The following is a 20,327-nucleotide window of genomic DNA, read 5'->3' on the forward strand; positions in this document are numbered from 1 at the left end:
GATGGACTAGAATGCTTTTTGAAAGTAGATGAGTATAACTGGTTGATGAGACTGTGAAAAGAGCATAAAGACCAGCTTGCAAGCTGGTCATACTCTTCGAAAATCTCTTCAAACCACGTCAGCTTCATCTACAACCTCAAAGCAGTGCTTTGAGCAACCTACGGCTAGCTTCCTAGTTTGCTCTTTGATTCTCATTGAGTATCAGTATAGGTTATAAGAATAAGTCTTGTAGGGTTTTGGCAACCCCATCTTGGTCGTTGGTAAGGGAAATTTGCTCATCTGCATAAGGGAGTAGCTCTGGATTGGCATTTTTCATGGCATAACCCTTCCCAGCAAAAGCGAGCATTTCGGTATCATTGTGTTCATCTCCAAAGGCAATCAAATCTTTTTTGTCACGATTCATTATCTTGAGCAAGTAGTCCAAAGCAAAGGCCTTGTTGACACCTTTTGGGGTACATTCAAGGATATTGAGCGGACCTCCCCAGGTATTGATAGAAAGTTGATGCTGGTAGAAGGCGTTCATTTCTTTTGCCAAGGCATATTTGTCACTGGCTCTGGTCTGCAAGAGGATACAGTTAGGGTCCTTGGTCACCAATTCAGGCTGGAATTGATCTTCAGGCTGGAAAGCTTCTACACCAAATAGTTTGGGATTGGCAATTTCTTCATTGGGATTTGTAATGTAGAATTTTTTACGATATTCTCCAGCGATAAAATCGGCTTGAATGTCCTCTGAACGTTGAACCATATCTAGCAGATATTTTTTGTCTACAGTCAAACACTTTTCAAAATCCCAAACTTGGTCTGGTAAATGAGTAAGGGATCCGTTGAAGTTAATCATAGGAGTGTCTAAGCCCAGTTCACGGTAAAAATCTTTTGACATACGGTAAGGGCGACCTGTCGTAATAATAACCTGATGGCCTTTTTCAGCAACTTTTTTGATGGTTTTTTTGGTAAAGTCAGAAATTTGACTGTCTGAGTTGAGCAGGGTTCCATCTAGGTCAACTGCAATAATTTTTTTCGTCATATGGACCTTTCTAGTGTGTTTTCAGATAAGATGTCTTCTATTATAACAGAAAGCAGGCAGAAAAGCAGATTCCAAACAAAAAATGAAATTGGATTAATTTCTTAAACAAATCAAACAAAGACATTGAAAAAGTGAATGATAAATGATATAATTCTATTATTGTTCGTAAAAATTAAAAGGAGATTGATAATGGACAAATTATTTAAACTAAAAGAGAACGGTACAGACGTTCGTACAGAGGTTCTCGCTGGTTTAACAACTTTCTTTGCAATGAGCTATATTCTCTTTGTAAACCCACAAATTCTTTCGCAAACAGGGATGCCTGCTCAGGGTGTCTTCCTAGCAACGATTATTGGTGCAGTAGCGGGTACCTTGATGATGGCTTTTTATGCTAACTTGCCATACGCTCAAGCGCCAGGTATGGGGCTGAATGCCTTCTTTACCTTTACAGTTGTATTTGGACTTGGTTATTCTTGGCAAGAAGCCCTAGCTATGGTCTTCATCTGTGGGATTATTTCATTGATTATTACCTTGACAAATGTTCGTAAAATGATCATTGAATCGATTCCAAATGCCCTTCGCTCAGCTATTTCAGCTGGTATCGGTGTCTTCCTTGCCTATGTAGGAATTAAGAATGCTGGACTTTTGAAATTCACGATTGATCCAGGCAACTATACTGTTGTAGGAGAAGGGGCTGACAAAGCTCAAGCAACGATTGCGGCAAACTCTTCAGCAGTTCCAGGATTGGTCAGCTTTAATAATCCAGCTGTTTTGGTGGCTCTTGCAGGACTTGCCATTACTATCTTCTTTGTCATCAAAGGGATTAAAGGGGGAATTATCCTCTCTATCTTGACAACAACTGTTCTTGCTATTGCAGTTGGTTTGGTAGATTTGTCAAGCATCGATTTTGCTAATAACCATGTTGGTGCAGCTTTTGAAGATTTGAAGACAATCTTTGGTGCAGCTCTTGGTTCAGAAGGTTTGGGAGCTTTGATTTCAGATACAGCTCGCTTGCCTGAAACTCTGATGGCCATTCTTGCCTTCTCATTGACAGATATTTTTGATACAATTGGTACCTTGATCGGTACAGGTGAAAAAGTTGGTATCGTAGCGACAAATGGTGAAAATCATCAATCAGCTAAGTTAGACAAGGCTCTTTACTCTGACTTGATTGGTACTTCAATTGGTGCCATCGCAGGTACTTCGAACGTAACGACTTATGTTGAGTCTGCTGCTGGTATTGGTGCAGGTGGACGTACTGGTTTGACAGCCTTGGTCGTGGCAATCTGTTTTGTGATCTCAAGCTTCTTTAGCCCACTTCTAGCGATTGTACCAACAGCCGCTACAGCTCCAATCTTGATTATCGTTGGGATTATGATGCTGGCTAGCTTGAAAAATATCCATTGGGATGATATGTCTGAAGCAGTTCCTGCCTTCTTCACATCTATCTTTATGGGATTCAGCTACTCTATCACTCAAGGGATTGCAGTTGGTTTCTTGACTTACACTTTGACTAAGCTTGTCAAAGGTCAAGCTAAAGATGTTCATGTCATGATTTGGATTTTGGATGCCTTGTTTATCCTGAACTACATCAGCATGGCCTTATAATAGGATAACCCAGGGGGATTTTCCCCCTTTTTGAATACAAAGGAGATAGGTGATGAAAGAGAAAAATATGTGGAAAGAATTATTGAATCGTGCAGGCTGGCTGTTAATCTTTTTGCTGGCGACAATTTTATATCAGATTCCTATAGGGGTTACTGCTATTTTAACCTTAAGAGAAGTACCGCTATTACAGTCAGGACTGATAGTTGCTGGTATTTCGATTGTGGTTCTGGTGCTATTTATTATTGGAGCTCGTAAAACGCAATTAGCAAGTTTTAATTTTTCATTTTTTAGAGCTAAGGATTTGGCACGATTGGGCTTGAGTTATTTAGTCATTATCTGTTCAAATATACTTGGTTCTATCTTGTTACAACTGTCAAATGAGACGACAACAAGTAACCAGTCTCAGATTAACGATATGGTTCAGAATAGTTCTCTGATTTCCAGTTTCTTCTTGTTGGCCTTGCTTGCTCCAATTTGTGAGGAAATCTTGTGCCGTGGGATTGTTCCTAAAAAGATTTTCCGAGGAAAAGAGAACTTGGGATTTGTAGTCGGTACGGTTGTGTTTGCTTTATTGCATCAACCGAGTAATTTACCTTCTTTATTGATTTATGGAGTTATGTCGATCGTTCTGTCTTGGACGGCTTACAAGACCCAACGTTTGGAAATGTCTATCTTACTTCACATGATTGTTAATGGGGTTGTTTTCTGTTTGTTGACTCTCGTGGTAATTTTGAGTCGGACATTAGGGATTTCTGTTTAATATTTTTGACAATTGCTTACTTGTTTCTACTGGGAAAAAGATGAATGCAATCGTGTCCATCTTTTTCTTTTTATGGTAAAATAGAGAAATAATATGGTGAAAAGCCTTGAGGGAGTGACTGATATGTCAAGTAAAGCCAATCATGCAAAGACAGCTATTTGCGGTATTATCAATGTAACCCCAGACTCCTTTTCGGATGGTGGTCAATTTTTTGCTCTTGAGCAGGCACTCCAGCAGGCTCGTAAATTGATAGCAGAAGGAGCTAGTATGCTAGATATCGGCGGAGAATCGACTCGGCCGGGAAGTAGCTATGTTGAGATAGAAGAGGAAATCCAGCGTGTTGTTCCAGTGATTAAAGCTATTCGCAAGGAAAGTGATGTCCTCATCTCCATTGATACTTGGAAGAGTCAAGTAGCAGAAGCTGCTTTGGCTGCTGGTGCCAATCTAGTCAATGATATCACTGGTCTCATGGGTGATGAAAAAATGGCCCATGTGGTTGCAAAGGCTGGAGCGAAAGTAGTCATTATGTTTAATCCAGTCATGGCGCGACCTCAGCATCCTAGCTCGCTCATCTTCCCTCATTTTGGCTTTGGTCAAGCTTTTACAGAGGAAGAGTTAGCTGACTTTGAAACATTGCCAATCGAAGACTTGATGGAGGCTTTCTTTGACAGAGCACTAACGAGAGCAGAGGAAGCTGGTATTGCTCAAGAAAACATCCTGCTGGATCCAGGAATTGGCTTTGGTCTGACCAAGAAAGAAAATCTGCTTCTTTTACGGGATCTGGATAAACTACATCAGAAAGGCTATCCAATCTTTCTTGGAGTGTCGCGCAAGCGGTTTGTCATCAATATCCTTGAAGAAAATGGTTTTGAAGTCAATCCTGAGACAGAAATTGGTTTCCGTAATCGGGACACGGCTTCGGCTCATGTAACTAGTATCGCTGCGAGACAGGGTGTAGAAGTGGTGCGCGTGCATGACGTAGCTAATCACAGGATGGCAGTTGAAATTGCTTCCGCTATTCGTCTGGCTGATGAAGCGGAAAATTTAGATTTAAAACAATACAAATAAGATGAAAGAATTTGAAAACAATCAGTGGATTGCTAACTACCGGACGGATCAACCGCATTTTGGCTTGGAACGAATGGTGGAACTGTTAGCTTTGCGTGGCAATCCCCATCTCAAACTCAAGGTCATCCATATCGGAGGGACCAACGGCAAGGGTTCGACCATTGCTTTTTTGACAAATATGCTGAAAAAGCTAGGGCTGAGAGTTGGCGTGTTTAGCTCGCCCTATCTCATTCATTATACAGACCAGATTAGCATCAATGGGGGATCCATTCCAGAGGCTAGACTAGAAGCCCTCATGGCAGACTATCAGTCTTTGCTGGAGGGAGAAGCGGTCGCCAATTTGCAGGGGACAACCGAGTTTGAGATTATCACAGCCATAGCCTATGATTACTTTGCCTCGGAGCAAGTAGACGTGGCTATCATGGAAGTCGGCATGGGTGGACTTTTAGATAGTACCAATGTCTGTCAGCCCATTTTGACAGGAATCACGACTATTGGATTGGATCATGTGGCTCTACTTGGTGACACCTTGGAAGCCATAGCAGAGCAGAAAGCTGGTATTATCAAACAAGGTATTTCCTTGGTGACAGGTCGCATTTCTCCAGATGCTTTGGCTGTGATTGACCGCATTGCAGAAGGGAAAGATGCGCCGAGACTTGCCTACGGGGCAGATTATCAGGTCAGCCATCAAAAGAGTGTGGTGACAGGCGAAGTCTTTGACTATACAAGTGCTGTCAGACAAGGTCGCTTCCAGACAGGTTTACTTGGTTTGTACCAAATAGAGAATGCTGGGATGGCCATAGCTTTACTTGATACTTTTTGTCAAGAAGATGGTCGAGAACTAGCAAGCAATGACTTGCTTGCTCAAGCCTTGGAAGAAACAAGTTGGCCAGGGCGTTTGGAAATCGTGTCAAGAGATCCCTTGATGATCTTGGATGGGGCCCACAATCCCCATGCTATCAAGGCTTTATTAGCAACCTTGCAAGAACGCTTTGCGGATTATCATAAGGAAATCCTCTTTACTTGTATTAAAACCAAGGCCTTGGAGGATATGTTGGACTTGCTGGGGGCCATGCCAGATACCGAGCTTACTTTGACACATTTTGACGATAGTCGGGCGACTGATGAAAGCGTGCTGAAAGAGGCAGCTAAGTCTAGAAATCTCAGCTACCAAGGTTGGCAGGATTTTCTAGAGCAGAAATTGACAGATAAAAAAGAAGAGAAACAAACAGTTAGGATTGTCACAGGTTCCTTGTATTTCTTGAGCCAAGTGAGAGCCTATCTGATGGAGAGGAAGAATGAAAATGGATACACAAAAGATTGAAGCAGCTGTAAAAATGATTATCGAGGCTGTCGGAGAGGACGCTAACCGCGAGGGCTTACAGGAAACACCTGCTCGTGTCGCTCGTATGTACCAAGAGATTTTTTCAGGTCTTGGTCAAACAGCGGAGGAACATTTGTCAAAATCCTTTGAGATTATTGATGATAATATGGTGGTAGAAAAGGATATTTTTTTCCATACAATGTGTGAACACCACTTCTTGCCATTTTATGGTAGAGCGCACATTGCCTACATTCCAGATGGCCGTGTGGCAGGCTTGTCTAAGCTAGCCCGTACGGTTGAAGTTTATTCGAAAAAGCCACAAATTCAAGAACGTTTGAATATCGAAGTGGCCGATGCCTTGATGGACTATCTAGGAGCTAAGGGAGCCTTTGTTGTCATTGAGGCAGAACATATGTGTATGAGTATGCGTGGTGTCAGAAAACCAGGCACTGCAACCTTGACGACAGTAGCTCGTGGTCTATTTGAAACAGATAAGGACCTTAGAGATCAGGCTTATCGTTTAATGGGACTATAATACTCTTCGAAAATCAAATTCAAACCACGTCAGCTTCCATCTGCAACCTCAAAACAGTGTTTTGAGCAGCCTACGGCTAGCTTCTTAGTTTGCACTTTGATTTTCATTGAGTATAAAAAGAATCCGCTTTGGGCGGATTTTTCTAGAAAGGAATCATTATGGATCAACTGCAGATTAAGGATTTGGAAATTTTTGCCTATCATGGTCTTTTTCCCAGTGAGAAGGAATTGGGGCAGAAGTTTGTCGTTTCAGCTATCCTATCCTATGATATGACCAAGGCAGCGACAGATTTGGATTTAGCAGCCTCTGTCCATTACGGAGAATTGTGCCAGCAGTGGACGACTTGGTTTCAGGAAACGAGTGAGGATTTGATTGAAACGGTAGCCTATAAACTGGTAGAACGTACTTTTGAGACCTATCCTCTTGTCCAAGAAATCAAGTTGGAACTGAAAAAGCCTTGGGCGCCAGTGCATTTGCCACTAGATACATGCTCAGTAACCATCCATCGCCGTAAGCAACGAGCCTTTATCGCCCTAGGAAGCAACATGGGAGATAAGCAAGCAAACTTGAAACAAGCCATTGATAAACTGCGAAATCGAGGTATCCATATTCTCAAAGAATCCAGTGTCTTAGCGACGGAGCCTTGGGGTGGTGTGGAGCAGGATAGCTTTGCTAATCAGGTGGTTGAGGTAGAAACATGGTTGCCTGCCCCAGTCTTGTTAGAAACATTGTTGGCTATTGAGACAGAGATGGGACGGGTGCGAGAAGTGCATTGGGGACCTCGTTTGATTGATTTGGACTTGCTCTTTGTGGAGGACCAGGCCATTTATACAGATGAGCTTATCTTGCCCCATCCTTACATAGCAGAACGCCTTTTTGTTCTTGAGTCTCTACAAGAAATTGCGCCTCATTTTATCCATCCGACATTAAAGCAACCGATCCGCAACTTGTATAATGCTTTGAAACAATAGAAAAAACTCTAGTTTTCAGTCGTTTGTAACTGAAGGCTAGAGTTTTTATACTCTTCGAAAATCTCTTCAAACTACGTCAGCTTCCATCTGTAACCTCAAAACAGTGTTTTGAGCAGCCTGCGGCTAGCTTCCTAGTTTGCTCTTTGATTTTCATTGAGTATTAAAATAGGTCATTTTCTTCTGGGAGTAGGATAGTTTCTCTACCGTCCATGTCTAAAACCAAGACTCTGGGGGGATAAAGAGGGTCAAAGGGATGGTTAAAATCAAAATCAATGGCTGTAGGGAGGTGTTGACTTGAGAAGTGGAAGGTAATTTTTCCTTGGTTATTGAGCAATTGAAACTCGAGTTCTTCTTCCAATTCAAAGACATTTTTTAAGAAGTGGTCAATAATATACCAAAAAGAGTCAATGACATCATCAGGCAAGCTGGTAACAATGCCAAAACTAGCCGATCTCATTTGGGTATTGGTAAAAGCCATATTTTTGCCCCCTTTCTTTTCCCTTATCATACAACAAATAGGATTAAAAATCAAGAAAAGGTAATTTTTTGAAAAGGATTTTAGCTACAGGGAAAAATAAGGAAAAAATCCCAAAAATCTCCCGAAGTTAATAGGTAAATTCCCAAATTAACTTGATTATATAACTTTCAGTTACTTTGAGAAGTTACCGAAAAATATTTTTCATATCTATTGACTTTTAGGGGTGAAATTTGGTATGATAGTAGGCGGTATTGTTTACCCCATTTGAAAGGCCCCGGAACCTTCCAAATACTTTTCGATGGGAAGGAACACCCATCACCGTAAACAAAAATCGAACTATATATAGGAGAAATCATGAACAAAACAACATTTATGGCTAAACCAGGCCAAGTTGAACGTAAATGGTACGTAGTTGACGCAACTGATGTACCACTTGGACGTCTTTCTGCAGTAGTTGCTAGCGTACTTCGCGGAAAAAACAAACCAACATTTACACCACACACTGATACAGGTGACTTTGTGATTGTTATCAATGCTGAAAAAGTTAAATTAACTGGTAAAAAAGCAACTGATAAAATCTACTACACTCACTCAAACCACCCAGGTGGATTGAAACAAATCTCTGCAGGTGAACTTCGTTCTAAAAATGCAGTACGTTTGATCGAGAAATCAGTTAAAGGTATGCTTCCACACAATACACTTGGACGCGCTCAAGGTATGAAGTTGAAAGTATTTGTTGGAGCTGAGCACACTCATGCTGCACAACAACCAGAAGTTCTTGACATTTCAGGACTTATCTAAGGAAAGGAACAAATAAAGTATGTCACAAGCACAATATGCAGGTACTGGACGTCGTAAAAACGCTGTTGCACGCGTTCGCCTTGTTCCAGGAACTGGTAAAATCACTGTTAACAAAAAAGATGTTGAAGAGTACATCCCACACGCTGACCTTCGTCTTGTCATCAACCAACCATTCGCAGTTACTTCAACTGTAGGTTCATACGACGTTTTCGTTAATGTTGTAGGTGGTGGATACGCTGGTCAATCAGGAGCTATCCGTCACGGTATCGCTCGTGCCCTTCTTCAAGTAGACCCAGACTTCCGCGATTCATTGAAACGTGCAGGACTTCTTACACGTGACTCACGTAAAGTTGAACGTAAGAAACCAGGTCTTAAGAAAGCTCGTAAAGCATCACAATTTAGTAAACGTTAATTCGAAAGAATTACTATACTTATACAGAGCACCTTTCGGGGTGTTCTTTTTTTATACTTTCTTACTAAATTGGTGCAATTGACACAGTTGTTGCGACTTTATACTCTTCGAAAATCTTTTCAAACCACATCAGTTCTATCTACAACCTCAAAACAGTGTTTCGAGCAACCTGCGGCTAGCTTCCTAGTTTGCTCTTTGATTTTCATTGAGTAGTAGTCTCTCATGTTTGTTTAGCGTCTAAAAGAGACATTTGAGAAGATTGAAAACAGTTCTCTCTTTTCTCCTAGTATAATGATTGGTAGGAAGGGAGAGAAAAGATGAAAACAATGAGAATCTTATTTTTGTTAGCTTTAATTCAAATCAGTTTGAGTAGCTGTTTTCTATGGAAGGAATGCATCTTGTCCTTTAAACAAAGTACAGCTTTTTTCATCGGAAGTATGGTCTTCGTTTCAGGAATCTGTGCTGGAGTAAATTATCTTTATACCCGTAAGCAAGAAGTCCATAGTGTCCTAGCCAGTAAGAAGTCAGTGAAGCTTTTTTACAGTATGTTACTCTTAATTAATTTATTAGGAGCTGTCCTTGTCTTGTCAGATAACTTGTTCATTAAAAATACGCTGCAGCAAGAATTAGTTGACTTTTTATTGCCATCCTTTTTCTTTCTATTTGGGCTAGATTTGCTGATTTTTTTACCCTTGAAAAAATACATGCGCGATTTTCTTGCTATGCTAGACAGAAAAAAGACAGTGTTGGTGACTATTTTAGCAACACTTCTCTTTTTAAGAAATCCAATGACCATTGTCTCTCTTCTGATGTATATTGGACTGGGTTTGTTTTTTGCAGCCTATCTTGTCCCAAATTCGGTCAAGAAGGAAGTTTCCTTTTATGGTCATATTTTCCGAGATCTTGTATTGGTCATTGCTACGCTCATTTTCTTTTAGAGAAAGCTTGTTTTTATGGATGTTATGATGGTAATACTCTTCGAAAATCTCTTCAAACTACGTCAGCGTCGCCTTGCCGTACTCAAGTACAGCCTGCGGCTAGCTTCCTAGTTTGCTCTTTGATTTTCATTGAGTATAAGTTTAGCAGGAAAATAGACACAAAAGAAAAGTTTTTGGTATAATAAGAGTATGTACACAAAAAATGAAGAAGAGCTACAATCCTTAGGGGAGCGTTTGGGTCATCTATTAGCAAAGAATGATGTTTTAATCTTAACTGGAGAACTGGGTGCAGGTAAAACGACCTTTACTAAAGGACTTGCTAAAGGTTTACAGATTTCTCAAATGATTAAAAGTCCAACCTATACTATCGTAAGAGAGTATGAGGGGCGTCTTCCGCTTTTCCATTTAGATGTTTATCGTATTGAAGGAGATGCGGATTCTATCGACTTGGATGAGTTTCTCTTTGGTGGCGGAGTGACTGTCATCGAGTGGGGAAATCTCTTAGGAGATGCCTTGCCAGATACTTATTTAGAATTGGAAATTCTAAAAGAAGCAGATGGACGTCGTTTAAATTTTCAGGCAAAGGGTTTGCGTGCAGAAAAACTCTTAGAGGAGCTTCAACATGGAGTATGAATTGCTCATTAGGGAAGCAGAGCCTAAAGATGCAGCTGAATTAGTGGCCTTTTTAAATCGTGTAAGTTTGGAGACAGATTTTACCAGCTTAGACGGAGATGGTATTCTCTTGACCAGTGAGGAGATTGAAGTATTCCTCAACAAGCAAGCTAGTTCGGACAATCAGATAACCTTACTTGCATTCTTAAATGATAAAATTGCTGGTATTGTAAATATTACAGCTGACCAGCGCAAGAGAGTCCATCATATTGGAGATCTCTTCATTGTGATTGGAAAAAGATATTGGAATAATGGATTGGGAAGTTTGTTGCTAGAAGAAGCGATAGAGTGGGCACAAGCAAGTGGCATTCTGCGTCGTCTCCAGCTGACTGTCCAAACTCGTAATCAAGCAGCAGTTCATCTGTATCAAAAGCATGGCTTTGTAATTGAAGGTCGCCAAGAGCGTGGAGCATATATAGAAGAAGGGAAATTTATCGATGTTTACTTGATGGGTAAACTGATAGATTAGTAGAAATATGGTTAAAAAAATTATTGGAATGGTGCTAGCTTTACTTTCTGTAACTGTAGTAGGAGCAGGTATTTTTGCTTATACTATTTATCAACAAGGGACAGAAACCTTAGCTAAAACCTATAAAAAAATCGGCGAAGAAACCAAGGTTATTGAAGCGACTGAACCTCTAACCATTCTGTTAATGGGAGTGGACACCGGAAATGCTGAACGAACTGAAACTTGGGTCGGTAGAAGTGATAGCATGATCTTGATGACAGTGAATCCTAAAACGAAAAAAACAACAATGATGAGTTTAGAGCGGGATATTCTGACCCGCATTGAATCAGGGAATGGTCAGGCTCATGAAGCGAAACTGAATTCAGCATATGCAGATGGTGGAGCAGAGCTTGCTATAGAAACCATTCAAAAAATGATGAATATCCATATTGATCGCTATGTGATGGTCAATATGAAAGGGTTACAAAAACTAGTGGATGCAGTAGGTGGTATTACAGTCAATAATACCCTAGGTTTCCCAATTTCTATCAGTGACCAAGAAGAATTTAATACCATTTCTATCGGTGTTGGGGAGCAACATATTGGGGGAGAAGAAGCCCTAGTCTATGCACGAATGCGTTACCAAGATCCTGAGGGGGATTATGGTCGTCAAAAACGTCAACGTGAAGTTATTCAAAAAGTCATGGAAAAAGCTCTCAGTTTAAATAGTGTTGGTCATTATCAAGAGATTCTAAAAGCTTTGAGTGACAATATGCAGACCAATATTGATTTGTCTGCAAAAAGTATCCCTAACTTGCTAGGCTATAAAGATTCATTTAAAACCATTGAAACTCAGCAGTTGCAGGGTGAAGGAGAGATGCTTCAAGGTGTTTCTTACCAGATTGTTTCGAGAGCCCATATGTTGGAAATGCAAAATCTACTCCGACGTTCTTTGGGACAAGAAGAAGTCACTCAGCTTGAAACCAATGCGGTCTTATTTGAAGATTTATTTGGCAGAGCACCTGTTGGTGATGAAGATAATTAACTTTTGATACAAATAAAAAATCAATCGTGGGAAATTTCCTGCGATTTTTTCAAAAAAATACGAATAGATAGGTAGGAGGAAACATGAAAGCAGAAATCATTGCTGTTGGAACAGAGATTTTGACAGGACAGATTGTCAACACTAATGCTCAGTTTTTATCAGAAAAACTAGCAGAGATTGGGGTAGATGTATATTTTCAGACGGCTGTAGGAGACAACGAAGCCCGTCTCTTGTCTTTGCTTGAGATTGCCAGTCAACGTAGCAGTCTGGTGATTTTGACAGGTGGTTTAGGGCCGACTGAGGACGATTTGACCAAACAAACTCTGGCTAAATTTTTAGGGAAAGAATTAGTCTTCGATCCTCAGGCTCAGGAGAAGTTAGATGTCTTTTTCGCCCAGCGACCAGATTATGCCCGAACACCGAATAACGAAAGACAAGCCCAAATTGTAGAAGGAGCGACTCCACTGCCAAACGAAACGGGGCTGGCTGTGGGAGGAATACTAGAAGTAGATGGAGTGACCTACGTTGTCCTTCCTGGTCCGCCAAGTGAATTGAAGCCTATGGTCTTAAACCAACTTCTACCCAAGTTGATGACGGGGAGTAAGCTGTATTCCCGGGTTCTTCGTTTCTTTGGGATTGGCGAGAGCCAGTTGGTGACGATTTTGGCTGATTTAATTGATAATCAGACCGATCCGACCTTGGCACCTTATGCCAAGACAGGAGAGGTAACCTTGCGTCTGTCAACAAAGGCTAGCAGTCAAGAAGAGGCGAATCAAGTGCTGGATATTTTGGAACATCAAATCTTGGATCGCCAGACCTTTGAAGGACTTTCTTTACGAGACCTTTGTTATGGTTATGGGGAAGAGTCCAGTTTAGCCAGCATTGTGGTAGAAGAACTGAAAAAACAAGGGAAAACCATCACGGCTGCAGAGAGTTTGACGGCAGGTCTTTTCCAAGCTAGGGTAGCGGATTTTTCAGGAGCTTCAAGTATATTTAAGGGTGGTTTTGTGACCTATAGCTTGGAGGAAAAATCAAAAATGTTGGATATTCCTGTCAAGGATTTGGAAGAACAGAGTGTGGTATCTGAATTTACAGCACAGAAGATGGCTGAGCAGGCACGAAACAAGACTCAATCTGATTTTGGAATTAGTTTGACTGGAGTGGCAGGGCCAGATAGCCTAGAAGGGCATCCAGCTGGGACAGTCTTCATAGGCTTGGCTCGAGAGCAAGGAACTGAGGTTATCAAGGTCAATATTGGAGGCAGAAGTCGAGCAGATGTACGTCACATTGCTGTTATGCATGCCTTTAACCTAGTTCGCAAGGCTTTATTAAGTGACTAACTTTTGATATAATAGTAGATAGGTCTGAGGATCATTAGAATGTAGGAGAATAGAATGGCGAAAAAACCAAAAAAATTAGAAGAAATTTCAAAAAAATTTGGGGCAGAACGTGAAAAGGCCTTGAATGATGCTCTTAAATTGATTGAGAAAGACTTTGGTAAAGGATCAATCATGCGTTTGGGTGAACGTGCGGAGCAAAAGGTGCAAGTGATGAGCTCAGGTTCTTTAGCTCTTGACATTGCCCTTGGTTCAGGTGGTTATCCTAAGGGACGTATCATCGAAATCTATGGACCAGAGTCATCTGGTAAGACGACGGTTGCCCTTCATGCAGTTGCACAAGCGCAAAAAGAAGGTGGGATTGCAGCCTTTATCGATGCGGAGCATGCCCTTGACCCAGCTTATGCTGCGGCCCTTGGTGTTAACATTGACGAATTGCTCTTGTCACAACCAGACTCAGGAGAGCAAGGTCTTGAAATTGCAGGAAAATTGATTGACTCAGGTGCTGTAGATCTTGTCGTGGTCGACTCAGTTGCGGCCCTTGTACCTCGTGCGGAGATTGATGGAGATATCGGTGATAGCCACGTTGGTTTGCAGGCCCGTATGATGAGTCAGGCCATGCGTAAACTTGGTGCTTCTATCAATAAAACCAAAACAATTGCTATCTTTATCAACCAATTGCGTGAAAAAGTTGGGGTCATGTTTGGAAATCCAGAAACAACACCTGGCGGACGTGCTTTGAAATTCTATGCTTCAGTCCGCTTAGATGTTCGTGGTAACACACAAATTAAGGGAACTGGTGACCAAAAAGAAACCAATGTCGGTAAAGAAACTAAGATTAAGGTTGTAAAAAATAAGGTAGCTCCACCGTTTAAGGAAACCGTAGTTGAAATTATGTACGGAGAAGGAATTTCTAAGACTGGTGAACTCTTGAAGATTGCAAGCGACTTGGATATTATCAAAAAAGCAGGAGCTTGGTATTCTTACAAGGATGAAAAAATCGGTCAGGGTTCTGAGAATTCTAAGAAATACTTGGCAGAGCACCCAGAAATCTTTGATGAAATTGATAAGCAAGTCCGTTCTAAATTTGGCTTGATTGATGGAGAAGAAGCTTCAGAACAAGATACTGAAAACAAAAAAGATGAAGCAGTTCAAGCAGATTCTGTGAATGAAGAAGTGACACTTGACCTAGGCGATGAACTTGAAATCGAAATTGAAGAATAAGCTGTTAAAGTAGTGGAGAAATCCGCTACTTTTTCGATTTTTGATTCAAGATTTCAGATTGACTATAGTTTGCTGTTTCTTGTGGCTCCACTAGAAAGCTGATGTAATAGCCTTATGAATAAAAAACGAACAGTGGACCTGATACATGGTCCGATTCTTCCTTCTCTCTTGAGTTTTGCCTTCCCAATCTTGCTGTCTAATATCTTTCAGCAACTCTATAACACTGCTGATGTCTTGATTGTTGGACGTTTTCTTGGACAAGACTCCTTGGCAGCGGTAGGGGCGACGACAGCGATTTTTGACCTGATTGTAGGTTTTACTCTTGGTGTTGGAAATGGCATGGGGATTGTCATTGCCCGTTATTATGGAGCTCGGAATTTCACTAAAATCAAGGAAGCAGTAGCATCCACCTGGATTTTAGGGGCTCTTTTGAGTGTTGTAGTGATGCTGCTGGGCTTTCTTGGTTTGTATCCTCTTTTACAGTACCTAGATACCCCTGCTGAAATCCTTCCCCAGTCCTATCAATATATTTCTATGATTGTGACTTGTGTCGGTGTCAGCTTTGCCTATAATCTTTTTGCAGGTTTGTTGCAGTCCATTGGGGACAGTCTAGCTGCCCTTGGATTTTTGATTTTTTCTGCTCTGGTTAATGTGGTTCTGGATCTCTATTTTATTACGCAACTGCATCTGGGAGTTCAATCCGCGGGACTTGCTACCATTATTTCGCAAGGTTTATCAGCGGTTCTTTGCTTTTATTATATCTGTAAGAGTGTGCCAGAACTTTTGCCTCAGCGCAAGCATTTCAAATGGGATAAGTCCTTGTACGCAGATCTCTTGGAGCAAGGTTTGGCTATGGGCTTGATGAGTTCAATTGTGTCCATCGGCAGTGTGATTTTACAGTCTTCTGTCAATACCTTTGGCGCAGTGATTATAAGTGCACAAACGGCGGCTCGACGCATTATGGCCTTCGCCCTTCTTCCGATGACTGCTATTTCTGCTTCGATGACGACCTTTGCTTCTCAGAATTTAGGTGCTAAGCGCCCAGACCGTATTGTTCAAGGCCTTCGAATCGGCAGTCGTTTAAGTATATCCTGGGCAGTTTTTGTTTGTGTTTTCCTCTTTTTTGCCAGTCCAGCCTTGGTTTCCTTCTTGGCTAGTTCGACAGATGGTTACTTGATAGAAAATGGAAGTCTCTATCTGCAAATTAGTTCAGCCTTTTATCCCATTTTGAGCCTCTTGTTGATTTATCGCAATTGTTTGCAGGGTTTGGGGCAAAAAATCCTTCCTCTGGTTTCTAGTTTTATCGAACTAATCGGGAAAATCGCTTTTGTGGTCTTGATTATCCCTTGGGCGGGCTATAAGGGAGTTATTCTTTGTGAACCCCTCATCTGGGTTACCATGACCATCCAACTGTACTTCTCACTGTTCCGTCACCCCTTGATAAAAGAAGGTAAGGCCATCTTGGCAACCAAAGTGCTCTCCTAGCTGTATTTGCTAATAAAATCCATTTCCTCTAGTGAAAATCGAAAAAACTTGTGCTGTTATCTTTAGTTTGGTCTTGAAAATAGTTTAACAGACTTTTGACTTCTTTTATATGATATAATAAAGTATAGTATTTATGAAAAGGACATATAGAGACTGTAAAAATATACTTTTGAAAAGCTTTTTAGTCTGGGGTGTTATTGTAGATAGGATGCAGACCTTATCAGTCCTATTTACAGTGTCAAAATAGTGCGTTTTGAAGTTCTATCTACAAGCCCAATCGTGACTAGGATTGTATTCTTTATGAGGTAGAAATAAAGGAGTTTCTAGCTCTGGATTGTAAAAAATAAGTTGTTTTAATTGATAAGGAGTAAAATATGGAAATTGATGTGAGTAAATTAAGAACAGATTTGCCTCAAGTCGGCGTGCAACCATATAGGCAAGTCCATGCCCATTCCACAGGCAACCGTAATTCAACGGTTCAAAATGAGGCTGACTACCATTACAGAAAAGATCCTGAATTGGGCTTCTTTTCTCACGTAGTCGGTAATGGTCGTGTTATGCAGGTAGGACCTGTTGATAATGGTGCCTGGGACGTTGGGGGCGGTTGGAATGCAGAAGGTTATGCACAAGTTGAACTGATTGAAAGCCATGAATCGAAAGAAGAGTTTCTGATTGACTATCGTCTCTATATCGAACTCTTGCGTAATCTAGCAGACGAGGCTGGGATACCTAAAACGCTTGATACTGCTGATTTAGCAGGTATCAAGACACACGAATATTGCACCAATAACCAACCTGACAACAACTCAGATCATGTTGACCCTTATCCTTATCTTGCAAGCTGGGGCATTAGTCGTGAGCAATTCAAGCAGGATATTGAAAACGGCTTGACGATTGAAGCAGGATGGCGACAGAACGATACTGGCACCTGGTATGTACACTCAGATGGTTCTTATCCAAAAGATAAGTTTGAGAAAGTTAATGGTACCTGGTATTACTTTGACGGTTCAGGATATATGCTTGCAGACCGCTGGAAGAAGCACACAGACGGCAACTGGTACTGGTTTGACCAGTCAGGCGAAATGGCGACAGGCTGGAAGAAAATCGCTGAGAAGTGGTACTATTTCGATGGAGAAGGTGCTATGAAAACAGGCTGGATCAAATACAAGGAGACTTGGTACTATCTTGATAGTCAAAATGGGGACATGGTTTCTAATGCCTTTGTCAAATCAAATGATGGCTGGTATTACCTTAAAGAAGATGGCACGATAGCAGAAAAACCAGAATTTACAGTCGAGCCTGAAGGCTTGATAACAGTAAAATAATAATGGAATGTCTTTCAAATCAGAACAGCGCATATTATTAGGTCTTGAAAAAGCTTAATAGTATGCGTTTTCTTGTGGAGATATTTCCTTCAATTTTTGCTACTATATTAAATAAAAATCAAAAAGCAAACTAGAAAGTTATGCTAAAATAAAATCTAAATTTGACAATGTAAATCGAGTCGGATAGCTTTAAGTACTGTTTTGAGGTTGAAGATACGATTTTTGATAGGAACTCATCGAATAGGTTTACTATCATCAATTTTGGATTTTTAAGCAGTATCAATAAATTGCTTCCTTGTTTTGTCATAATTTTTTTATTTAAAAAATTTACTTTATGACAAGAGTGTGCTATTCTTTTTATGAGAGGTGTATGAATATGATAAATGTATGTGATGTTGGAAAAAGAATAAAAGAACTTAGAATATCTTCAAATCTTACTCAAGATAAGATTGCTGAATATTTGTCTTTGAATCAAAGCATGATTGCCAAAATGGAAAAAGGTGAAAGGAATATCACGTCGGATGTTATTGAGAAACTATCTGCCCTGTTTTGCTGTACGGTTGAATATCTTTTGTTTGGCGAACAAGCTGAACAACAGTGTGTCATATCGTTTAGAAAAAATAAAATAGTAGACCAAGATCTTAAAGTTTTAGCGAAAATCAATAAAATTGTATTGAATCAATTTGAGATAGATCAGCTATTGGAGACAAAATAAATGATTGATAAAATGGATTTAAGTAATAAAGCTTCAAATCTTAGAAAAAAGTTGGGAGCTGACGGTGAAGCGCCGATAGATATTTTTAAATTGGTACAAAAGATAGAGAATTTGACGCTGGTATTTTATGGACTCGGAAAGAATATTAGCGGAGTCTGTTATAAAGGAACTCAGTCAAGTCTCATTGTAATCAATTCAGACATGTCATTAGGAAGACAAGGATTTTCTTTAGCACATGAACTGTATCATCTTTATTATGATGAGGTGAAGAAGAGTTCAGTCAGTCTTATCTTGATTGGTGAAGGAGATGAAACTGAAAGAAAAGCGGATCAGTTTGCTTCATATTTTTTAGTTTCCCCATCTTCACTGTATAGGATGGTTGAGGAAATCAGAGAAAATGCTAATAGAACTCATCTTGAAGTAGAAGATATTATAAAATTGGGTCAGTTTTATGGTATCAGTCATAAAGATATGTTATATAGATTGCGGAATGATGGATACCTTGATGCAGAAGAAATTAAAAATATGGATATTAGTGTTATAGAGACAGCTTCAAGATTAGGCTATGATACAAGTTTATATCGTCCTTTGTCAGAAAGTAAAAAGGAAATGGTATTAGGACACTATATTAAATCGACTGAACAACTTTTAGAAAATAACAGAATTTCGCAAGGGAAGTATGAGGAACTGCTACTAGATGCTTTCAGATATGATATTGTATATGGGCTAGATGAAGAGGGGGAGTTGTCGTTTGACTAGTCGTGTATTTATTGATACAGATTGTATTTCAGCATTTTTATGGGTTGGCACTGAACATCTTTTAGAAAAGCTCTATTCGGGTAAAATTGTTATTCCACAAGAGGTGTATGATGAAATCAATATACCTACAATCCCCCATTTAAAATCTAGGATAGACCAGTTAGTAGCTAAGGGTTCAGCTGAGATTGTGAGCATAGACATTGGAACTGAAGAATACGCATTATATAGAAATTTAACAAGAAATCATGATAGTAACAAGGTTATTGGTAAGGGAGAAGCGGCTTCTATTTCCTTAGCGAAAAAGCATAACGGGATATTAGGAAGTAATAACCTAAGAGATGTTCAACCATATGTAGAAGAATTTTCTTTAGAACATATGACGACAGGAGATATACTGATTGAAGCGTTTAAAGCGTAATTTATTACTGAACAAGAGGGCAATCATATCTGGAATAATATGCTTAAAAAGAGAAGAAAAATTGGTGCAAATTCATTTTCAGACTATCTTCGTGGAAGTGTTCATCAAAATAGACAAAAATAAATTTGGATAAATCGAACTTACTATTCAGGAGGAATATGAGCAATTCGAAGAAGAAAAGTGTCAAATTGAGCCTATAAGAGTAGAAATGACCTACATAGGGGATGAGAGAAAAGTTGTCCTTGAAGTTTCCTTGAACGATTAGTCGCATGTCAAACGATATGTAGGGTAATGTGAGAAGGGATAGCGAGTAGTTTTTGGTTATTTTATCAAAAAACTTGTATTTTATCATACTGAATGATAAAATACAAGAAAAATAGTAGAATAAAGGAAAGCTTTTCTAAAATGTGTATCTCCCCACAGGATTCGTTCTTGTGGGATTTTTTTCGTTAAAGAAAGCGATAAATATTGACTTTTTGAAAGAAAGATGTCATAATTAAGTTGGAAAAAACGTAAAAGTATCACTTTTCTCGTTATCCCGACTCCCAAAACGTCGTTAAACCGCTCGGCAATCCATGGAGACATGGACACATAGTAGTAAGCACGCTATGTGGCTTGGCAGAGCTAAAAACTGTTCCCTTGCGATAAGCCTAATAAGCACAACATAGGGAGTTAGAGAAGCCGACTCTAATCATCCACTTTGGGCAGTAGTGAGAACTGCCCCGTGCTTTTTTTATTTTGAGAAAATATGGAGTTTGTCGTTGAAATTACTTGATTGTATTTTAGATTATCAAGAGAAATTCGATGGAAAAACATGTCAAGTATCAACGAATTATAAGCATTTAGAGACTTTCGAAGTAGATTTTTGCTTGACTGATTTACATCACTTATTTGGCTTGCACAAAATCACACGAGATTATGCTAGTCAAACAATACCTGCTATTCAAGCTGGTGTTTTTATTATGGCTTCAAGCCAGTTT

At 40.0% G+C, this 20,327-nt stretch carries 21 protein-coding genes and 1 pseudogene; 20 read left to right on the top strand and 2 right to left on the bottom strand.

Annotated features, from left to right (window positions below; genetic code table 11):
• Window positions 1-211: 211 nt before the first annotated feature.
• A complete protein-coding gene (locus B4W83_RS08295) occupies window positions 212-1,024 on the bottom strand; it encodes a Cof-type HAD-IIB family hydrolase (protein ID WP_000162353.1) in 813 nt (270 codons plus the stop codon).
• Window positions 1,025-1,213: 189 nt separating this feature from the next.
• Here B4W83_RS08295 and B4W83_RS08300 point away from each other — a divergent pair, with 189 nt between their 5' ends.
• The 6 genes from B4W83_RS08300 (at window position 1,214) to folK (ending at window position 7,290) form a co-directional block, all read left to right on the top strand.
• On the top strand, window positions 1,214-2,632 hold the full coding sequence (locus B4W83_RS08300) for an NCS2 family permease (RefSeq protein WP_000359272.1): 1,419 nt from the start codon (window positions 1,214-1,216) through the stop codon (window positions 2,630-2,632).
• Window positions 2,633-2,684: 52 nt separating this feature from the next.
• The gene (locus B4W83_RS08305; protein ID WP_000660471.1) at window positions 2,685-3,392 is read left to right on the top strand and encodes a CPBP family intramembrane glutamic endopeptidase; all 708 of its coding nucleotides are present in this window, start codon (window positions 2,685-2,687) and stop codon (window positions 3,390-3,392) included.
• Window positions 3,393-3,485: 93 nt separating this feature from the next.
• Entirely contained in the window at window positions 3,486-4,460 is a 975-nt protein-coding gene (folP, locus tag B4W83_RS08310; protein ID WP_000240957.1) for a dihydropteroate synthase, read from the top strand.
• Window position 4,461: 1 nt separating this feature from the next.
• Entirely contained in the window at window positions 4,462-5,784 is a 1,323-nt protein-coding gene (locus B4W83_RS08315; protein ID WP_000657461.1) for a bifunctional folylpolyglutamate synthase/dihydrofolate synthase, read from the top strand.
• Window positions 5,765-6,319 (top strand): GTP cyclohydrolase I FolE, encoded by a 555-nt coding sequence (folE, locus tag B4W83_RS08320; RefSeq protein WP_000380916.1) that lies wholly within the window; start codon window positions 5,765-5,767, stop codon window positions 6,317-6,319. Before B4W83_RS08315 ends, folE begins: the two co-directional genes overlap by 20 nt.
• A gap of 158 nt (window positions 6,320-6,477) precedes the next feature.
• Window positions 6,478-7,290, top strand: coding sequence for a 2-amino-4-hydroxy-6-hydroxymethyldihydropteridine diphosphokinase (gene folK, locus B4W83_RS08325; protein WP_000372512.1), 813 nt, complete (start codon window positions 6,478-6,480; stop codon window positions 7,288-7,290).
• A 160-nt stretch (window positions 7,291-7,450) separates the two neighbouring features.
• Here folK and B4W83_RS08335 read toward each other — a convergent pair whose 3' ends face one another.
• On the bottom strand, window positions 7,451-7,768 hold the full coding sequence (locus B4W83_RS08335) for a DUF960 domain-containing protein (RefSeq protein ID WP_000886037.1): 318 nt from the start codon (window positions 7,766-7,768) through the stop codon (window positions 7,451-7,453).
• A 354-nt stretch (window positions 7,769-8,122) separates the two neighbouring features.
• Here B4W83_RS08335 and rplM point away from each other — a divergent pair, with 354 nt between their 5' ends.
• From rplM to B4W83_RS08410, 14 genes and pseudogenes are all read left to right on the top strand, one after another.
• On the top strand, window positions 8,123-8,569 hold the full coding sequence (gene rplM, locus B4W83_RS08340; RefSeq protein ID WP_001044624.1) for a 50S ribosomal protein L13: 447 nt from the start codon (window positions 8,123-8,125) through the stop codon (window positions 8,567-8,569).
• Between the two features lie 19 nt (window positions 8,570-8,588).
• On the top strand, window positions 8,589-8,981 hold the full coding sequence (gene rpsI / locus B4W83_RS08345) for a 30S ribosomal protein S9 (protein ID WP_000075973.1): 393 nt from the start codon (window positions 8,589-8,591) through the stop codon (window positions 8,979-8,981).
• A 317-nt stretch (window positions 8,982-9,298) separates the two neighbouring features.
• A complete protein-coding gene (locus B4W83_RS08355) occupies window positions 9,299-9,919 on the top strand; it encodes a hypothetical protein (RefSeq protein ID WP_000855698.1) in 621 nt (206 codons plus the stop codon).
• A gap of 189 nt (window positions 9,920-10,108) precedes the next feature.
• Window positions 10,109-10,552, top strand: coding sequence for a tRNA (adenosine(37)-N6)-threonylcarbamoyltransferase complex ATPase subunit type 1 TsaE (gene tsaE / locus B4W83_RS08360; protein ID WP_000288246.1), 444 nt, complete (start codon window positions 10,109-10,111; stop codon window positions 10,550-10,552).
• On the top strand, window positions 10,542-11,060 hold the full coding sequence (locus tag B4W83_RS08365; RefSeq protein ID WP_000455532.1) for a GNAT family N-acetyltransferase: 519 nt from the start codon (window positions 10,542-10,544) through the stop codon (window positions 11,058-11,060). Before tsaE ends, B4W83_RS08365 begins: the two co-directional genes overlap by 11 nt.
• 7 nt (window positions 11,061-11,067) lie before the next feature.
• Window positions 11,068-12,084, top strand: coding sequence for a glycopolymer--peptidoglycan transferase LytR (gene lytR, locus B4W83_RS08370; RefSeq protein ID WP_000239274.1), 1,017 nt, complete (start codon window positions 11,068-11,070; stop codon window positions 12,082-12,084).
• 83 nt (window positions 12,085-12,167) lie between these two features.
• Complete coding sequence (locus B4W83_RS08375) at window positions 12,168-13,424, top strand: competence/damage-inducible protein A (protein WP_000642684.1); 1,257 nt, start codon at window positions 12,168-12,170, stop codon at window positions 13,422-13,424.
• 54 nt (window positions 13,425-13,478) lie between these two features.
• Entirely contained in the window at window positions 13,479-14,645 is a 1,167-nt protein-coding gene (gene recA / locus B4W83_RS08380) for a recombinase RecA (RefSeq protein WP_001085465.1), read from the top strand.
• Between the two features lie 114 nt (window positions 14,646-14,759).
• Window positions 14,760-16,130: an MATE family efflux transporter gene (locus B4W83_RS08385; RefSeq protein WP_001036247.1), complete on the top strand. Its 1,371-nt coding sequence runs from the start codon at window positions 14,760-14,762 to the stop codon at window positions 16,128-16,130.
• Window positions 16,131-16,504: 374 nt separating this feature from the next.
• Window positions 16,505-17,455, top strand: a complete 951-nt coding sequence (locus B4W83_RS08390; protein ID WP_000401884.1) for an N-acetylmuramoyl-L-alanine amidase family protein — start codon at window positions 16,505-16,507, stop codon at window positions 17,453-17,455.
• Window positions 17,456-17,825: 370 nt separating this feature from the next.
• Window positions 17,826-18,170: a helix-turn-helix domain-containing protein gene (locus B4W83_RS13700; RefSeq protein WP_001056000.1), complete on the top strand. Its 345-nt coding sequence runs from the start codon at window positions 17,826-17,828 to the stop codon at window positions 18,168-18,170.
• A gap of 12 nt (window positions 18,171-18,182) precedes the next feature.
• Window positions 18,183-18,929, top strand: a complete 747-nt coding sequence (locus B4W83_RS08400; RefSeq protein WP_306343017.1) for an ImmA/IrrE family metallo-endopeptidase — start codon at window positions 18,183-18,185, stop codon at window positions 18,927-18,929.
• Window positions 18,922-19,347, top strand: coding sequence for a PIN domain-containing protein (locus B4W83_RS08405; protein ID WP_000204075.1), 426 nt, complete (start codon window positions 18,922-18,924; stop codon window positions 19,345-19,347). The genes B4W83_RS08400 and B4W83_RS08405 overlap by 8 nt, the downstream gene beginning before the upstream one ends.
• A 761-nt stretch (window positions 19,348-20,108) precedes the next feature.
• A pseudogene (locus B4W83_RS08410) lies at window positions 20,109-20,327 on the top strand (PBECR4 domain-containing protein); the annotation flags it as partial.

Source organism: Streptococcus pseudopneumoniae ATCC BAA-960 = CCUG 49455, from assembly GCF_002087075.1.
In the GTDB taxonomy this organism is placed as follows: Bacteria; Bacillota; Bacilli; order Lactobacillales; family Streptococcaceae; genus Streptococcus; species Streptococcus pseudopneumoniae.

What these genes read in the sequence shown, in the direction of transcription:
- B4W83_RS08315 (WP_000657461.1), top strand. Translation starts at nt 4,462, where the DNA reads ATGAAAGAATTTGAAAACAATCAGTGGATTGCTAACTACCGGACGGAT.
- B4W83_RS08355 (WP_000855698.1), top strand. Translation starts at nt 9,299, where the DNA reads ATGAAAACAATGAGAATCTTATTTTTGTTAGCTTTAATTCAAATCAGT.
- lytR (WP_000239274.1), top strand. Translation starts at nt 11,068, where the DNA reads ATGGTTAAAAAAATTATTGGAATGGTGCTAGCTTTACTTTCTGTAACT.
- folE (WP_000380916.1), top strand. Translation starts at nt 5,765, where the DNA reads ATGGATACACAAAAGATTGAAGCAGCTGTAAAAATGATTATCGAGGCT.
- B4W83_RS08400 (WP_306343017.1), top strand. Translation starts at nt 18,183, where the DNA reads ATGGATTTAAGTAATAAAGCTTCAAATCTTAGAAAAAAGTTGGGAGCT.
- folK (WP_000372512.1), top strand. Translation starts at nt 6,478, where the DNA reads ATGGATCAACTGCAGATTAAGGATTTGGAAATTTTTGCCTATCATGGT.
- rpsI (WP_000075973.1), top strand. Translation starts at nt 8,589, where the DNA reads ATGTCACAAGCACAATATGCAGGTACTGGACGTCGTAAAAACGCTGTT.
- B4W83_RS08295 (WP_000162353.1), bottom strand. Translation starts at nt 1,024, where the DNA reads ATGACGAAAAAAATTATTGCAGTTGACCTAGATGGAACCCTGCTCAAC.
- B4W83_RS08300 (WP_000359272.1), top strand. Translation starts at nt 1,214, where the DNA reads ATGGACAAATTATTTAAACTAAAAGAGAACGGTACAGACGTTCGTACA.
- B4W83_RS08335 (WP_000886037.1), bottom strand. Translation starts at nt 7,768, where the DNA reads ATGGCTTTTACCAATACCCAAATGAGATCGGCTAGTTTTGGCATTGTT.
- folP (WP_000240957.1), top strand. Translation starts at nt 3,486, where the DNA reads ATGGTGAAAAGCCTTGAGGGAGTGACTGATATGTCAAGTAAAGCCAAT.
- B4W83_RS08390 (WP_000401884.1), top strand. Translation starts at nt 16,505, where the DNA reads ATGGAAATTGATGTGAGTAAATTAAGAACAGATTTGCCTCAAGTCGGC.
- tsaE (WP_000288246.1), top strand. Translation starts at nt 10,109, where the DNA reads ATGTACACAAAAAATGAAGAAGAGCTACAATCCTTAGGGGAGCGTTTG.
- B4W83_RS08305 (WP_000660471.1), top strand. Translation starts at nt 2,685, where the DNA reads ATGAAAGAGAAAAATATGTGGAAAGAATTATTGAATCGTGCAGGCTGG.
- rplM (WP_001044624.1), top strand. Translation starts at nt 8,123, where the DNA reads ATGAACAAAACAACATTTATGGCTAAACCAGGCCAAGTTGAACGTAAA.
- B4W83_RS08375 (WP_000642684.1), top strand. Translation starts at nt 12,168, where the DNA reads ATGAAAGCAGAAATCATTGCTGTTGGAACAGAGATTTTGACAGGACAG.
- B4W83_RS08385 (WP_001036247.1), top strand. Translation starts at nt 14,760, where the DNA reads ATGAATAAAAAACGAACAGTGGACCTGATACATGGTCCGATTCTTCCT.
- B4W83_RS13700 (WP_001056000.1), top strand. Translation starts at nt 17,826, where the DNA reads ATGAATATGATAAATGTATGTGATGTTGGAAAAAGAATAAAAGAACTT.
- recA (WP_001085465.1), top strand. Translation starts at nt 13,479, where the DNA reads ATGGCGAAAAAACCAAAAAAATTAGAAGAAATTTCAAAAAAATTTGGG.
- B4W83_RS08365 (WP_000455532.1), top strand. Translation starts at nt 10,542, where the DNA reads ATGGAGTATGAATTGCTCATTAGGGAAGCAGAGCCTAAAGATGCAGCT.